Origin of the sequence: Candidatus Protochlamydia naegleriophila, assembly GCF_001499655.1 — a bacterium.
Lineage (GTDB): Bacteria > Chlamydiota > Chlamydiia > Chlamydiales > Parachlamydiaceae > Protochlamydia > Protochlamydia naegleriophila.
On record NZ_LN879502.1, the window covers coordinates 1,976,551 to 1,992,609 of the forward strand.

General features: G+C 41.9%; 17 protein-coding genes. 9 read left to right on the top strand and 8 right to left on the bottom strand.

What is annotated here, in order from left to right; all coding sequences use genetic code 11:
• Positions 1 to 122: 122 nt before the first annotated feature.
• The 4 genes from PNK_RS08295 to PNK_RS13460 form a co-directional block, all read right to left on the bottom strand.
• Positions 123 to 983: a U-box domain-containing protein gene (locus PNK_RS08295; RefSeq protein WP_059061432.1), complete on the bottom strand. Its 861-nt coding sequence runs from the start codon at positions 981 to 983 to the stop codon at positions 123 to 125.
• A gap of 16 nt (positions 984 to 999) precedes the next feature.
• The gene (locus tag PNK_RS08300) at positions 1,000 to 1,890 is read right to left on the bottom strand and encodes a hypothetical protein (protein ID WP_059061433.1); all 891 of its coding nucleotides are present in this window, start codon (positions 1,888 to 1,890) and stop codon (positions 1,000 to 1,002) included.
• A 68-nt stretch (positions 1,891 to 1,958) separates the two neighbouring features.
• The gene (locus PNK_RS08305) at positions 1,959 to 2,792 is read right to left on the bottom strand and encodes a U-box domain-containing protein (protein ID WP_032124146.1); all 834 of its coding nucleotides are present in this window, start codon (positions 2,790 to 2,792) and stop codon (positions 1,959 to 1,961) included.
• A 305-nt stretch (positions 2,793 to 3,097) separates the two neighbouring features.
• Entirely contained in the window at positions 3,098 to 3,268 is a 171-nt protein-coding gene (locus PNK_RS13460) for a hypothetical protein (RefSeq protein ID WP_158021761.1), read from the bottom strand.
• Here PNK_RS13460 and PNK_RS13465 point away from each other — a divergent pair.
• The 5 genes from PNK_RS13465 (at position 3,267) to PNK_RS13475 (ending at position 5,871) form a co-directional block, all read left to right on the top strand.
• A complete protein-coding gene (locus tag PNK_RS13465; RefSeq protein ID WP_096030661.1) occupies positions 3,267 to 3,950 on the top strand; it encodes a hypothetical protein in 684 nt (227 codons plus the stop codon). The two genes, PNK_RS13460 and PNK_RS13465, sit on opposite strands and share 2 nt — an antisense overlap.
• Positions 3,951 to 4,038: 88 nt before the next feature.
• On the top strand, positions 4,039 to 4,335 hold the full coding sequence (locus tag PNK_RS08315) for a hypothetical protein (protein WP_197560203.1): 297 nt from the start codon (positions 4,039 to 4,041) through the stop codon (positions 4,333 to 4,335).
• 185 nt (positions 4,336 to 4,520) lie between these two features.
• Positions 4,521 to 4,862 (top strand): hypothetical protein, encoded by a 342-nt coding sequence (locus PNK_RS13470; RefSeq protein ID WP_158021762.1) that lies wholly within the window; start codon positions 4,521 to 4,523, stop codon positions 4,860 to 4,862.
• A gap of 155 nt (positions 4,863 to 5,017) precedes the next feature.
• On the top strand, positions 5,018 to 5,431 hold the full coding sequence (locus PNK_RS08325) for a hypothetical protein (RefSeq protein ID WP_032124144.1): 414 nt from the start codon (positions 5,018 to 5,020) through the stop codon (positions 5,429 to 5,431).
• Positions 5,432 to 5,640: 209 nt separating this feature from the next.
• Entirely contained in the window at positions 5,641 to 5,871 is a 231-nt protein-coding gene (locus PNK_RS13475) for a hypothetical protein (RefSeq protein WP_162264041.1), read from the top strand.
• Between the two features lie 47 nt (positions 5,872 to 5,918).
• Here the strand turns inward: PNK_RS13475 and PNK_RS08330 are convergent, their stop codons facing one another.
• Positions 5,919 to 7,796, bottom strand: a complete 1,878-nt coding sequence (locus PNK_RS08330; protein WP_059061437.1) for a hypothetical protein — start codon at positions 7,794 to 7,796, stop codon at positions 5,919 to 5,921.
• A 466-nt stretch (positions 7,797 to 8,262) separates the two neighbouring features.
• Here PNK_RS08330 and PNK_RS08335 point away from each other — a divergent pair, with 466 nt between their 5' ends.
• From PNK_RS08335 to PNK_RS08350, 3 genes are all read left to right on the top strand, one after another.
• Positions 8,263 to 8,655 carry a hypothetical protein gene (locus PNK_RS08335; RefSeq protein WP_032124141.1) on the top strand — a complete coding sequence of 131 codons (393 nt, stop codon included), beginning with the start codon at positions 8,263 to 8,265 and terminating at the stop codon, positions 8,653 to 8,655.
• A gap of 39 nt (positions 8,656 to 8,694) precedes the next feature.
• Positions 8,695 to 9,663 carry a transaldolase gene (gene tal, locus PNK_RS08340; RefSeq protein WP_059061439.1) on the top strand — a complete coding sequence of 323 codons (969 nt, stop codon included), beginning with the start codon at positions 8,695 to 8,697 and terminating at the stop codon, positions 9,661 to 9,663.
• 333 nt (positions 9,664 to 9,996) lie between these two features.
• On the top strand, positions 9,997 to 10,557 hold the full coding sequence (locus tag PNK_RS08350) for a hypothetical protein (RefSeq protein WP_059061441.1): 561 nt from the start codon (positions 9,997 to 9,999) through the stop codon (positions 10,555 to 10,557).
• Positions 10,558 to 11,257: 700 nt separating this feature from the next.
• Here the strand turns inward: PNK_RS08350 and tnpA are convergent.
• Positions 11,258 to 11,680, bottom strand: a complete 423-nt coding sequence (gene tnpA / locus PNK_RS08355) for an IS200/IS605 family transposase (RefSeq protein WP_032124137.1) — start codon at positions 11,678 to 11,680, stop codon at positions 11,258 to 11,260.
• 431 nt (positions 11,681 to 12,111) lie between these two features.
• On the opposite strand from tnpA, the gene PNK_RS08360 reads away from it, so the two are divergent.
• Entirely contained in the window at positions 12,112 to 12,405 is a 294-nt protein-coding gene (locus PNK_RS08360) for a hypothetical protein (protein WP_059061443.1), read from the top strand.
• Between the two features lie 220 nt (positions 12,406 to 12,625).
• Here PNK_RS08360 and PNK_RS08365 read toward each other — a convergent pair whose 3' ends face one another.
• Together PNK_RS08365 and PNK_RS08370 are read right to left on the bottom strand one after the other, a co-directional pair.
• Positions 12,626 to 13,390, bottom strand: a complete 765-nt coding sequence (locus PNK_RS08365) for a hypothetical protein (RefSeq protein WP_059061445.1) — start codon at positions 13,388 to 13,390, stop codon at positions 12,626 to 12,628.
• A 226-nt stretch (positions 13,391 to 13,616) separates the two neighbouring features.
• Positions 13,617 to 15,833: a hypothetical protein gene (locus PNK_RS08370; protein WP_032124134.1), complete on the bottom strand. Its 2,217-nt coding sequence runs from the start codon at positions 15,831 to 15,833 to the stop codon at positions 13,617 to 13,619.
• Positions 15,834 to 16,059 lie beyond the last annotated feature (226 nt).

Sequence of the window (16,059 nt, forward strand, 5' to 3'; positions counted from 1 at the left end):
TGTAATAACTTCTCTTAAATTATGATTCTCAGATGAAAGCAAATCCCTCTCTGTTAAAAGGTTTGCAATTCTCTTTTCTATAGTGCAATCATATTCCTAAAGTTAAGTAACCATTAGAAAACCTATAAAAGGCCAACGTTTCTCATTTCTTGTTCAATCAGTTGGCGCATTTGTAAGTTTTCGCGTACCTCATGGAGGCGAAGAAGCTCTCCATTGACAGGATTTGTTCGATGTCCGCGAAGCCATTCTATAATGGCGCTCCTTTCAAACTGATACTTTCTCTCTCCATTGCGATTCGGAGCCGTTACAGGAAAACGCATGGGCATTCCAGTTAAATCACACGTATAGCATGCAAAAACAGCATTGCCGCGATGAGCTTCCGGAATTCCTTCATAGTCTATTTGGAATGAAAGCAGATCCGCTGGTCGATTTATTTCGCGCCATGCATCAATACCTCCTACGCGGACCGTTGGTACACATTTTCTAAATTCTCTATCCATTAAACAAGCAACTTTTTCACTCAACTGAGCTACTTTTGTTAAATACGCATTATGTCTTGGCAAAAAGCTTGCAAGTATTATCAGAGCAGCACCTATTGAGATACGCATGAAAGCGGAAAAGGTACAGTAGGCTAATAACAGAATTGCCAATGAAACCTCCTCTTTTACTACAATATTTCTGCTTTTCAAAGTTTTGATTGCTACAATAAAAACTGCTATGGGTAGATTGTATTCTAAAAAAATCTGACTCTGTGTATAGAAATTTCGGCATTGCCTTTTAATAGAGTTAAAATCAAGATGAATCATTCGAAAATATTTAGGCAATATAGGCCTTCGATCAGCTTCTGGCTCTAAAGGAACTATTTTCCTTAAGAGAACAGTCCCTAAATAAGCCGTCAGAGCATAGATTGGCGGTTTCCATAGATCTTGAACGGGAATATCGTGAATGATAGGAAGCCGGGCCGTTATACCTATAAAATTCATCTTGTAATCTCCATCATTATTCTATTTGCAATCGTTGCATTTCTAGTTCAATAATCCGTCTTATACCCAAATGCTCTCTAACCTGGTCAAACTCCACTGCTATCTGTGTATTGGGATAGTTAAAAATATCCCTTGTTAGACAATCCACTAGCATGCTACGTTCAAAAAGTTTCATAGGCTGCATGGGATTTCCATCATCATCAACGACGATAACAGGATATCTAATAGGATATCGACTCAATCGGCACTTAAAATGCCTGAATACGTGATTTCTCTTATGTTCCTCAGGAATAAGACGATATCCCTTGTGCGTGAGTATTGGGCTCAAATCAAGAGGAATGGTGTCTAACCGATAAGCAGAGAAAAAGTAATCATACTGGAAAAAGCAAAAATCCTTGATTCCTTCCCTTAGGATATGCGGATGTTGCAAGCATTTCATAATAGCCGGCAACTCTTCACAAAAATCTATAACTGCGGCTATGTATTGAGATTTTTCAATACCTACTAGGTCAGATACTTGCAAGCCATTAACAACTAGATGAGAGGCCTCAAAAAGGATTTCTTTTAGAGAAAAATCGGTCCGCTCTCTGTAGTTTTGGAATATCTTATTCGAAAACAATAAAATGCGTGCAGTGAGCTCTTTTTGCAAAAGAGCTTTTAATTTCTCTTTTTGTTGTACGCTTAAACTTTCAGAACCTGCTGATGCAAGCATTCTCTGAACAATTAAGACAATGGAAGTACTTTTAAGCACAACACCCGTCGCTTGAAATCCTAAATTAAAACGATCATCCGCAGTTACATTGTCCTTATGCCAATAATCACTAATTGTTTGTTTTAATTTAGGAATGTCTTTTGCCAACGAACAGGCATTAGAAACTACATCAATACCCGCACAAAGATAATTCATAGCTCACCATTTCCCAAATAAATTAAATAACTACTGCAATCATATTCCCAAACTTAAGTGACCAAAAACTATAAAATGCCCACGTTTGTCATTTCTTGTTCGATTAGCTGACGCATTTGTAAGTTTTCACGTAGCTCATGGAGACGAAGAGGCACTCCATTGACTGGATTTGTTCGATGCCCACGAAGCCATTCTATAATGGCGCTCCTTTCAAAATGATGATTTCTCTCTCCATTGTGATTCGGAGCTGTTACAGGAAAACGCATGGGCCTTCCAGTTAAATCGCACGTATAGCGTCCAAAAACAGCATTGTCGCGATGAGCTTCGGGAATTCCTTCATAGTTTACTTCGAATGAGATGTGATTCGCATGTTGCCCATATATTTCGTACCATGCATCAAAACCTCTTACACAGGCATCAACTGTAAGCGCTCCTACTGTCATGACAGGTAAACAGGCCACAGATCCAATCATCCTTTGCTCTATGGGGACTTCGCCATTCTTCCTGACAAAACCAATCAATCGCGCAATTGTACATTGATTCCACGTGCTTTTACCTTCTTCCAATTGATCATGTAAAATAGAAGTACCAAGAGCCATCGCTTGAAGCCTTGCAGACGTAGCTTTATTTTTCTCCAGTTCTTTTTGAATCTTCTCGACATCCCCCTGCTTAATTTGTATTTTATGCTCGAGATCAGGAGCCTCCCAATCTTTTTTCGTTACATAAAAATCGAAAGCCACTGTTCCTATTTGGCAAGCTACTTTTACCACATCAGAAGCATTAACCACCTGATCTTGATAATTCTCTTGCAACTTTTGAACGTCATCAGCTAAATCTCCTACCTCTCTGCAAAACCAAAGACCTCTCATCAGCCAGTAACAACCGTTTTTTATGCTATTCATCCTTTATCCTTATTAATAAAATGAACTAGTCCATTGGTAATAGAGAGAGAAGTCCACTTCGATCAGTTAAAAAATTAATTCCTAAAAGAAAAAAACAAAGAAAAAAGCTTATAAATTTATCCTTTATTTTTTTAAAAGGTTTTTATTTACCGAATTCAATAATCAGTTGTGCCTACCAATAAACTTTCTATTCTTAATCCGCATTAGCTCTTTGCTAGAAAAAGATCGCAAAAAAAATCCTTGTCCTTATATTCTCTGGCATTCCCATTATCAACTCATCCAATGCAAATTGATGTGTTATAAAATTAAGGTATGGAGTCGATCATGAAAAAATTCTTTTTTTCAGCTGTATGCACCGGATGCTTATTATCCGCCCCGTTCTTATCTGCCGCACCAAATCCCCCTTCAAAGATGCGCTCCTCTGAGTCATTGGACAGCGGTATTGTCTTGTTCACTCCACCGCCTGGATGGCGCATGGCAGATTCTAAACTGCTTCCTGAACGGGTTCGCTTAATGGTCGTTGGACAAGGCCCCTCAGCCTTTCCTCCTTCCATGAATTTAAGCCTAGAGCCCTATTCAGGCTCTTTAAAAGAGTATCTGAAAATCATCAAAAACATGAACGATGCCCAAGGCTTCGAATGGAAGGACTTAGGCACCATTAGAACCGAAGCTGGTACAGCAAGCCTCTCACAAGTCGATACAAAGACAGAATGGGGCAATGTTCGCCTCATGCACGTGATCTTACTGAAAAATGGAACCATTTACATTTTAACAGCCTCTGCTTTGAAAGATGAATTCTCTCAATTTTATAAGGAATTTTTTGCCTCCATGCGCTCTCTAAGAGTTGCCAAGGATGCATTTGAGATGATTGTCAATACGCAGCAGCGCACCCAACTGAAAAATGCTGTCCAAAAGCTTGGTCAGCAGTGGCAAAAAATGGTAGAGCAGCAGCATAGAGAGCGCCCAGATATTGCTATCGAAACCCTAAAAGAGCAAGTCTTCAACAGTGAAAGCTTCCAAACGACTCTTTGGACCCCTTTCAAAGACATGCTTAACCAAAAATACAGCGACATGGGCAAAGAATGGCAAGCGCTTCTATTAACTAAAATAGAAGACGAGCTCTTCGAGCTCCGCATCAATCAAGGCCAAAACACCTAAAATTCAGCTATGGCCCATTGAATGCTTGTGTATAACGAAAACTTATTTAAACTATTTGTGAATACAATACGAGATTGAAGGAGAAATTATGAAAAGTTTTAAGAAGATGATTGCGCTAGCTGCTGCTATCGCTATGACCGGCGCTTCCACACAGCAACTAGAAGCTGTAACCTACGTGACCGACACCGGCGGCTACGCATACGATGAATCGCGCGCAGCAACAAACCTAGCCCCAGCCATTGCTCTTGGAACCGTTGCAATCGTTGCTATTATCGCGATTGCCGTCCAAAACTCACATGACAGCTCATCTTCTTCTAGCTCAAGCAGCCATGCCCACTTTAGCTCAGACTGCTACTCCTCATATGGATCCTATAGTCACTACTAATGCTGCGCAGACTGATCACCCATGCACAAAGGATTGCGATCCTTTGTGCATGTTTTAATCTAGCCTCTTGTTCGACACCTTGCCGTCAATGGCAATGTCAGAAAATAGTTGCTTGCTATCCGCGTTTTAACTCGGCAAGGCTCTTTTTACCCCCAGACTGCGACAATCCTCGACTGGAGCTCGAAATGATGCGGACAAGCTCTGGAACGCGCCTCTATTTGAATATTCTTTTTCTAAAAGCCCCGCAGTGCAAAGAAGACCCCTCCCGCACCAAAATCGAAGTCATCTTCGAAGACAGCACGCGTCCCATTTATCCCTTCATTCTTCAAGGAGGACAGCGCCTCCTGATTGATGGAGAAGATGCCAATCTACTCATTCAAACCCTCTTAGATGGCAACTCCTTCACTATCAAGATCGGACGCCACGAACTCGCAATCATCCCCGATCGATTTGAAGCAAGCTACGATGAATTAATGTCCCTACCCATCGAAGAGTGCCTAAGCGATTCTCCCTGCGAAGAGCCCTAACACCGCCCTAAGCATCTTTTTCATGCAAAATAAACGGGTCACTCCTTGCCTTAGACAAGGACCTGATTCACCTCCTGCGTTTATTCACCCTTCATGCTCTCTAAAATCAGCCAGCTCGGATGGCGATCCTCGCAAGAAATGCAGGGAAAACAAAAATGATTGATAAAATTTATTTTTTTATGGATAAAGAAACGTATTTTACAACGACAGATAGAAAAGGATCGATTATGCAAATCATTCGAACATGTGTAACCTTAACGCTTTTCTTTGTACTCGCAACCCATTCCGTTTATGGACAACCCTCTTACAGTCAGGAATATGAGTACGATGACTATAGTAATTCTGCCTACACGCAGAGCTGCTATTCCGCCCACTGGTCGGCTTATGTTCCCATCGCCGCCCTGTTGGCAGCCGGAGTTTTTTGGGCAATTGCAGATAAACACCATTCGAGCCACCACAGCAGCCACGCCAGTTCCCGCTCGGGTAGTCATCACGGCTTAGGCCCGATGGAAGGTTACAGCAGTTCAGACTATTCGAGCTACTCTTATGGGACAGGCTATAGTCACTGAGGAAAAAATTAGCGATAGGTTAAAAAATTTAATTGCGAGAATTTTAATTTTAAGCCATAAATTAAAAATGTAAAGCTTTTAGAGGTTCTTTTCCTACCGTAATAGCCACTATGTCTATTAATGTAGGATCACAACCTCAACGTGACACGTATCAAAAGGAATAAAAAATATGAAAAAATTAGCATAAATTTTTTGCTTTGACAACAGTGATGACATTGCTGGCTGGTCAAGTGCAAGGCCAAGAATACTATAGTGACAGCGCAGCTTACGATGACAGCAGCAGAGCATCTACAATGTCAGCTCTTCTTCCAATCGGCGCATTAGCTGTTGCTGCAATCATCATTGCGACAACAGATCGTCACCACCACCACAGCAGCTCAAGCAGTTCAAGTAGCTCAAGCTCGCACGCACATGCGCACTACGGAAGTTCAAGCTTCTAATAAATTATATAAGCTTAGTAAAAGGGTTTTAAATCTTTTTACTAAGCTTATCGTTTTCCTTCCCAGGTCGCCTTCAAATCAAAAAGCAAGTTCTCAATCGATTCAAAGTACTGATCCACAAACAAAAACTGATTGCGCAGTTGCCCATTCCCATCCTTCGCTAAAAGGACAAAGAAAAATTGTCCAAACAAGTAGCGATATTCAAGCAGCTCTTGTTTGAATTTGTAAATGGTTTCATCCAGGAAAGGATCCGAAGATTTTTCCTTGACTGCCCGTTGGACCGTAGCCAGAAAGTCCTGCAGGTAGGTTTTCATATCATTGACATCAAGCTCGATCTCATGCACATGCGCATAAATATCCCCTTTGCTGATCCACTCTTCAATCTGATCAAAGAGTAAGCGGAACCTGTCCATGCGGAATGCGTGCGCAGGGTCTTCGATGTAGTCTGAAAGGCCTTGATGCTGCCTATATAGTTCGTGAAAGGCTGGAAACTCATGCAACACATGATATTTCCAATCCTCGCGCATGGCCTTTGACAAGACTTCTTCGACGTAGTAAATCGTATCAAAGCGGGCGCTGCCTATCTCATCGCACTCGCGCAGCTGCTCCAGCAGACGCTCAGCACGGTTGCGCATCATGAAGCGGGAAATCAAGGGCTGCCCCATCTCGTGCAGAAGCTTTTCAATTTCCTGATGAGCCTGATCCTCATGCCGTTGCTGAGTAATCAAATCCCGATCTAAAGACTTGAAAAAGCGGGCATACCCTCCACTCAATTCCTCGCCGGAATAAATCAAATTGAGCACTTTCTTGGCCTTGACAGGCTCTGGGCCTACCACCCATTCTGAAAACCCCCACCTGGTTCGTACATAAGGGTTGGGATCTGTCTTAAGCAAAAAAGTGCGGTAATGCCCCATCGTCGAAATCAATTGCTGAAGCTCGTAGTGATAGTCTCGCACCTTCGCCTTTAGCTTCTCCAATGACTCTTTAAAGACGGCCGGGTCCTTATCCAATCCCTTCAACTCTAAACTGCTGTTGAAAAAGGCATCTTTGAGCTCGCGGTAATAGACGCGCAATACCTTGACAACGCTATCGATGCTCGCCAAATGCTTTAAAGAGCGGATGGTTTCTTGAGCCAACGTCCCTTTTGGTTGGTGATTAATTTCAAGCGCCTTCAATAGGCGGAAAACATCCACGTAAAGATTTTGTTCCGGAACATCCAGCAGGGCAAGAATGGGATAATTTTTCATTTTTTGCAGCGCATCTTCGACCTTGACACTGATGTGCATGTAATCGAGATAACGCTTATCAAAAGCCTCATACTGCTGCTTTAAAAAGGCCTCGCTCTGATTTAAATTCTTAAGCAAAGTTGGATCCACATAAGAGCGCCAATACGAGCCCAATCTTTGCAGCATGCCGCCTTTGGGCTGAAACCTAGCACAATAATCCCGCAGCGGCTTCTCCAAGCGCCTGATCGCCCACATTACATCTTCGATGTAGTGAATCAGCATGTTTTTGATTGCATGCACGGCTCGCGAAATGGACAGATGCCATCTGTCGACGCTCACTTGCTTGATCTGCTGGAAAAGCTCTACTACGCTCCCCTCCAACACCTCGGTGAATTCCCACAGCGCCTCATTCAATTCCTTGACGACTCGCTCTCCATTGTCTTTGGGTATATCGTTGATCCCCCCTTGCACAAGCAAGCGCACCTTCTTAGTAAATCCTTCCACCGCCTCCGATAACTTTAAATGCCCCCCGCCAAATGGAAGGAGCGGCGAGAACGTCTCAAGCACCGTAGGCTGAATGCTGTTGAGAATTTGATGAGCAAGCCGCGTTTCCTTCTGATGCAAGTATTGCTCAAGCTGATCTACAATTTTTTGGTCCAAGTCGCTTAAACCGCGAAAATCAATCGAGCGCCAACTCATAAACCTCTCCTTTCACACAAGTAGAATCTGTGTGGGTATTCTATCCCTATTTTAACAAATTTGCTCTTTATAAAAAACTATTGACACAAACATCCATTTAAATCCACAACGTGTTTATTTTTAATAAATTGCAAGCAAACCACGCATCCTCCCCCCTCATTTTTTACTGCAGATCTAAAAAATGATTAAAAATAGAAGGCATACAAAGAGTTCTATAGAAACCTGGCTCGATTAAAAAATGGAGATTCTTGAGCAAGCATTTTTAATCGGTCATTTTTCATCCTTTTTCCGACGCGAAAAAGCTGTTGCCCCTTCATTTAAAACCTGTTAAGATACAAGGGAAAGTTACACCCATTTAGAGGAGTTCTCTGAATTCAACCGATTGTCTTTAGGCACTTTTCCTGTCGTATTATTCTGTTGTCAATTCGCTGAACATCCCTTACAACATTTAAGGTCTTAAGTTTTTATGCAAAAAGGGCATCTGCTTCAATTTAGTTGTCAATGCTGTCAGCAACCCATTCAATTTTCTGTATTTGACGTGGAAAAAAATGTCGTTGGGGGCGTCAATTGTCCAGATTGTGGGATCATGTATGATTTTAGTGATGAAGCGCTGCTGAGGCAGCTGCGCAAGTTTGAGAATCTGTGCCGCCAAATTCACCTATCCGAAGAAATCTTATCTAATACCTCGGTTGGTATTTATGTTGGTGACCGCGAAATCAAGATTCCCTATAAGATTCTTTTAACTCGGTTGAACTCGACACTCGATTTAATGGTAGGCGAACGCCCCCTGACCATTACCTTTCGCATCGAGCCAACAAAAGATATGCCATCATTAGACCATTATTCAAAAATTCTCTAAGATTAAGAGCGAACAAGCCACGATTGAAGGAGCTCATTCATGAAAAAAAATAAATTGGATCAGCTGAAAAGCATGACGACGGTTGTCATCGATACGGGTGATATTGAGGCCATCAAGCAATATGCCCCAACCGACGCTACAACCAATCCCTCTCTCATTCTCTCCGCAGTTGAAAAACCTGTCTATAAACCTTTGATGGATGATGCCTACAATTACAGCAAAAAAGCCAAAACCGGCGAAGAACAGCTTTCCCTAATGATGGACAAGCTATTCGTCAATGTGGGAACAGAAATTCTCAAACTCGTTCCTGGTAGGGTCTCTACCGAAGTAGATGCGCGCCTCTCATTTGACGTCGAGGGAAGCATCCATAAGGCCCAGTCTCTCATCGCCCTGTACAAAGAAATGGGCGTGCCACGTGAGCGCATTTTAATCAAACTCGCCTCAACATGGGAAGGGGGCCTGGCAGCAAAAGAACTCGAAAAAATGGGCATCCGCTGCAACATGACGCTTCTTTTCAGCATGCCGCAAGCCATTCACTGCGCTGAAGCAAAAGCAACTCTCATTTCTCCATTCGTTGGGCGCATTTTAGACTGGTATAAAAAACATGACAACGTGGCAGGCTATGCCCCAGCCGAAGATCCGGGCGTCATTTCAGTCACATCCATTTATTACTACTTCAAGAAGTTTGGCTACCCAACGCAAGTGATGGGTGCAAGCTTCCGCAATAAAGAAGAGATTATAGAGCTCGCCGGCTGCGATCTCTTGACCATTTCTCCCCAATTCTTGAAAGAGTTGCATGAAGCTGAAGGTGAACTCGAGCGCAAACTCGACGCTGCCAAAGCCGAAGCCATGGACATCCCGCGCATTAAGATGGACGAAAAAACCTTTAGGCTCATGCTAAATGACGACGCAATGGCAACCGAAAAGCTATCCGAAGGCATACGCAACTTCGCCAAGGATGCTGTGAAGCTGGAAAAAATGATTCGCTCGACCTATAAAATCGGCTAATCCATCTTTCCTTTAGCAGGATTTGAACATTCAAATCCTGCTTTTCCATCAAAAGGCTGTTGCTCAACAACTGCCAAGCCGGCTAGATAAAACCATCACTATTCGATCCAGCCTTAAGCTAAAATCAAGCTTTTTCTGCGATTATTTTTTAAAAGCCGATAAAACACCCTCAACCTTTTTAAAATTAGCGATTTACGATCAATTTAAGATTAAAGTTTAAAGTTTAAGCTTGTCGTTTTTTTGCAAATCCACTATTTTCTTTGGGACTAGAGCGGAAATGCTAATTTATTTTGAATTTAGTCATTCCTTCAAACTAATAAAGAGAAAAAATTTATGAATGCTATTACCCCGCTAACTCCCCCCGCATCAGTTCTCGATCGAATTCGACAAGTCAACGAAGCCGCGCAGGATCAGGCCATTCCCATAGAACAAAGAGTGGCTTTATTGAGTAGTGCATTAACTGAAGTTGCCTATATTGTTGCCCTTCAGGGAAAATGCACGGCTATAACCGTAACCCAGTTAAAAAATGACAATACCAATCTTGAGCAATCCTTAACCAATCTTACAGCACACGTTGACAATCTTGAAGTACAATTAGATCATCTGACTGCCGAAAAAGATAAGGATGCTCTTATCAAAGGTTGGGAGAAAACCGCCCTAGCTTTGAATGCGATCGTGCTGGGACCGGCGGTCTATATGACTATTTTCAATCCAGTTTCAGCTCCAGTCAATTTACTCCTTGTAGGAGCTTGCGCTCTCTTTGAAAAGACAACAATCTCACTTCGCGTCAGGCAGCTAGAAAGGGAAATGAACGCCTATTTAGAAGAGAATCCTCAAGGGAAAAAGACTGACGCTCTTCGCCACGCTAAACGGGTCCTTAGGATAAGCGATTGATGGATGAGAGAGTGTGTTGATTCACAAACTCTTCCCAAGCAAGTATCGGCCAAGTCAAATAAAGGAATAGCTCAGGCTCACTGCCTGGGCTTTCAGTCTTTGCACAGGAATCTCACAATATAGGAATGAGGCATGCCATTTCTGAAAAATGGCTAGAAATCTACAGAAGTCGATCTTAATACTTCTAGTTGCAGTAAGGACTGTAAGCCAACTGATCTTCTCCAACCAATGGATAGTGAGATACCCTCCGATTTTTGAATGATCCGTAGAAAATTTCCCGGCTAAACCCTAATCAGTCGCTCTCCGAGCTCTATTTTCCTTTTTATCCCTGTCCCACAGTTTGCACTGTGGGCTTTAAAATCAGTCGGCCTGCCGGCCTCTAGCAAGAATCCCCTTTAGGGACGCTATCAAGATATGAGGCGTGTCATTTCTGAAACATGGCTAAAAATCTACAGAAGTCAATCTCAATGCTTCTAGTTGCAGTAAGGACTATAAGCCAATTGATCTTCTCCAAACAAGCTCATAGGTAGCACGTTATCAAAACATAGGGATAATTTACCCAAATTTTGCAAGATCGTAGCTACAGATAATTGCCGCGAGAGAGGCCGGCAGGCCGACTGATCTTAAAGCCCACAGTGCCAACTGTGGGAAAAGGAATAAAAAATGGAGTAGAGCTCGGAAGAGCGACTGATTAAACCTCTCACTCCACACCCCATTTTTTCTTGAGGAGCTCGATTTCATCTTTAAAACTTATCTGGCGATGGTGGCGCTTTTGATTTTCAATATAGTGAATGACAGAATCAAGCATGGATTTAGAATAAGAAAATCCTCCATATCCTTCTTGCCAAGCAAAACCAGGATATCCAGATCTTTTCATCCATGCTGTACTATAGACCTTAAATTCCTTAATGAGTGTGGCAAGAGCAACTGATGGATGGAGTTTCAACAAAATATGGATGTGATCTTCCATTCCATTGATCTTTAAGACGGGAACCTTTTGCATTTTTGAAATTCCCACAATATAAGAATGAAGGCGTGCCTCAATTTCAGGAACAATGAAAGGTTGCCGATTTTTTGTAGAAAAAATAATGTGTAAATAATTTTCGATACAGCTATGTGACATCGCCTAGCCTTGTACCCTGCAGTAAAATCAGCCGTTCCTTCTCCTCAGTTCACATGCCTCAACATTGAGGCCGACCATTATCATAAAGAACAAAAGAGCCATTCTTTGCAATAGCATTAACAATGTAATCCATCACAGGATCACACAAGGCCGACTGAGTTAACATTTATTCCAATCACAGGGATAATAACATACTCAAATTTTGCATGATGTGCCTACAGATAATTTCCGCGAGAGGCCGGCAGGCCGACTGATTTTAAAACCCATAGTGAGTGATTAGCGAACTATGGGTAACAGAATAAAAAATAATCAGAGCTCGGAGAGCGACTAATCGTTGTTCTAAAATAACCTAAAATCTTAGGACGGGTGGTCTCTGATTGTCATTAAAGAAGACATTCTTTACTCCCATTACCACACAGGCAGCTCCTAACATGAATTGTGCTGTAATTAAAGGAACCATTAAGCCTATATCTGAAGATGTTGTTAATCCAAAACGGACAGCAATAATAGGCATAAGCAGCATTGTGCTTATGGACGAAAATGTTCTGATCGCAAAAGAGCGATTTTCACTTGGCTGCCATTCAAATGAATCAAATATTTTTCCTGTTACGACCGATATAGCACCAGCAATGGGAAATTGCAAAGCCGCTATTTTTAAAAGCGTTACAGAAGATTCAGAAACCAAGCATCCTTGTAAATTTTCAATTCCCTTTGATATGCAATAACCTGCTGCTTAAAATGGCCCTATACTAAGCCAAGCTCTCTCAAAGGTATTACCTGAAGTCATTAAACAATTCATATATGCATCTCTCAAATCTTTTAAATATAAATATCATTTGCTTATACGTGATTAATTTCAATGCGGTTTAACATTTGCTATTTGAACTTGTCCATTTCTCGATTGAAACACGAACGCAAAGAATAAATCTTTTAAATGGTATAGACTTAAAACTGCTTAGATAGATTCTTTGTCCGGATAGTTGAGAGCAAGTCTTCACGCGTAAGATTCAATTGCTTTAACAACATAGAAAGGCTTTGATTAAAGATACTCAAATAATGCTCGCCATTTTCTTCAATCCAGCCACTATGCACAACAAATCCCTCTACACATATTTTCTCAACTTCCTCGCATACGCCTGCTTTTTCCTCAAAATCACGAGCACGAGAATAGCCTTGATCTAAAGCTAAGAGTAAATGCTCAACGAAGGCCTCCTTCACAAGCAAAGGTTGCTCCTGCCTGATTTTGATAGGTTGAGCCTCTCCTTTGCTTTTCTTTTTAAGAAAAGAAAGGTTAATCTTAAGAAATGATCGCTTTTCCACCTTTGGCAGTGCTTTTTTGTCTTCTACGATGCAATACCCCTCAGCCTTGCGCAAATGATTGCAGGCGTAGGCTCTCATCACCGCAACATGGTATTCAGGCGAAACGGAAGCTCCATTCATCCCATAAGTAATGAGGGGCTTCTCTTTAGCCAGCTCCTTTTGACGAATCGTCTGAGAAGTCAGGATCCAACTGTAAAAGGGTAAGTGGGGATTTTGGGCAAGAACATAGAAAGAGCGACAAGATAATTTAACATTATTTAAATCTTTTTCTAAAAAAGAAAGGCAGATTGTGAATATTTCACGCGGTAGCGGAATAGGTAATTCTTGTGTGAGAGCTTCATACGAATTGCCAAAAAAAGAAAAAATATCTGTCCTCTCTAATGATATCATTGTAGCCCTTAGTTTTATGTGAATGATTTTTCAGGATCAAATTTGATTAGCCGGATCAATCCTATAGGCTTTTTCAGCTTTTTGCCAAGGTTTCTTTTGGCGCCCCCTTCCATCGGCATCTAGTCTTGTTGATTGATAGCCCATTTTAACGCATGAAAAAACCGTTAGCCTGAACACTCGTATTCCTTACAGAACGATCTTCAAACCAACGGTTAGGCGACCAGACCTATTCAATCTGATCTGGCGCGGACGATACGACTGTTTGACGCACCGGGGTAGAAACAACTTCCTGCTCAAAGAGCTTGCCTAAATGGCTCTCTACATTGAGAACTTTCGCATTGGCCTCGAGTTGCTCATCAATTTTGCCCACCGTCTCCTCAATCATCGCCAATCTCCATTGAGCAACATCTGTAGGCATGTTACCATCAGCCTTGATGGCTGCACGCAGCTCTTCGAGTTTACTTTTTTTGTCCTTCAACTCTCTTTGAATATCTTGCATTTGACCCAAGTTCGCAAATAAGCCTTGATGCTCTTTAAGAGCCCCTACCCTCGCCTCCGCATAAGCCGCCTCGAGTTCCACAAGCTTGCCTTCAGGATTAGGGCTTCCAATTTGTCGGCGAAGAGCGTTTTGTTTGGCCTCTACACCATCCATCAAGGCCCTGATTGCAGCGGCATCGGAAGGAGTCTCCAAACTCACACCCAACTTATTCTTGATAGAGTTAATGAGATCCCTGTCTTCAGGCTTTAATTCACGGCCTGCCCTTAAATCTTCTCTCATCTGCTTCAACGATTCTTGCGCTTCGCGATTGCCAGTAAACTCTTCGACAAGGGGCTTAATTTTAACATGCTGCTGTCTTAGCGAGAGATACTCCTGCATCTTTTCAGAAAGAGGCAGGCCTTTTGGATCAACCTTTCCAGCCAGGATATTGTCGACTTGCGTATTGAAATTCTTTTTATTCTTCACAATCCATTTTAAAAGGTCATCTTTGACTAACTGTTCTTTTAATGTACTGAATTGATCGTTTAAATGACGTGTACGATCGGCTTGATCGTCGATATATCTCTTAGTGTCTATTTTTTGTTTTTTGAGGCGATCAAGGATAGGTACATCGGTGAATTGAATGTTTGCTCTGAGTAAGCGAGTCTGCTTTGACAAAGCATGTCCCTCTTCTACTTCGCCTTCCTTAGCCGATCTCAGTCTCACTTGTCCCCTTTCATCGATGTCGCGACCAAAAGTTGTCTTTCCAGAGGTACGTGGTGTGAAATCAATGCCGTTCTCACTCTTAATGCTTCTTATACCTGTTATCGCCTTGGTTTTAGGATCGCGCGCCAGGGAAATGTTAAAGACTCCTTGTTCCAAAGAGCCATCGGGCAAATTGTCGGCTGTAGCTTGCTGCTTAACTGACTTGGCAACGTTATAGATCGCCAAAAGAGCCTCTTTTTCATTGGCGGCGTTGCTATAAAAGACGCGGTTTAAAGTCATGGTCATGACTTCGTCATTGTCTCCCTTCAATTCAATCGTATAGTCGACGCTGACCTTATAGAGCAAGACCCCCTTATCGTTTACTGCAGTTTCTACCTTAAAGGTTGCATCATCGCTACGCAGTTCTTGATCCAAGCTCGATTTAACCTTAACGGTTGCATTCTCAAAGCCTGGTGTCTGCTTGGCTAAAGCAATCGCGTTTCTTAAAATTTTTTGTGGAGGTACCTTTACATCACTATCAATATCATTTCGCTGGCCAATATCATTAACTTCGCCTTCACCTACTTTCAAAGGCACCGCATTCGCCTGTCTTAAGCCCAATTCAACCTGACCTGGATTCACTTCATCCAGATTTCGTTCTTGAACTCGCTCTCCTCCACCTTCCAGGCGTTCATTGCTTTCAGGCTTTGGATTTTCACCTTCGAGTCGATTTCCTCCTTCAAGTAGATTTCCTTCTCCACTCTCCCCGTGGCGATCATAAATGCTATTTGGATCCACAAAACTAAATGACAGATTATCTACATTTTCTGGATTATCCACATCGGTATCTTCAGAGTCGCTAGAATAAGAAAGGTGTTCGTAACTATCAACATCTGATTCATACCCATCATCATCAGAACGGTAATCAAATTCTTCATCGACTACAAAGGTGCCTTGAAAACGTCCACTTACAATTTGATCCATTCTTTTATCAACAAGGTGGCTCCCACCATCTAAAGTAGTGGCATGAATATCGCTCATTTCAACCAGACTCTCACCCATTTCAGTTCCAAGTAGCTGACTTGAAATAAGGCTTGCATTAGCATCTGTACGGTTAGGTTCTTCCGTTATGACAATCGTATGATTATTTAGGAGGCCTTCCGTCGATATCGGTTGAGTAGTCGATATCGGCTGACTCACTTCCGTTATTTCTATGAAAGGTTGCGGCTGAATAGGTTGATGACTTCCTACTAATGACATATATCCCCCTCGAGAGAATAAATAATCTTTATATTTCCTAATATAATTATATATTAACAATATAACAAAACACAAATAAATATTACAAAAATCAAATTCAGCATTCAAATAAAATCAATATTAAAACTGCAGTTTGCTTTTGTTGTGCCAAAATTTGGCAAAAAAGCTATAAAGAGTTATTTTTTTTCAAAAGCTAGTAAAAGCTTCCTTGAAGATAAGACTTTGG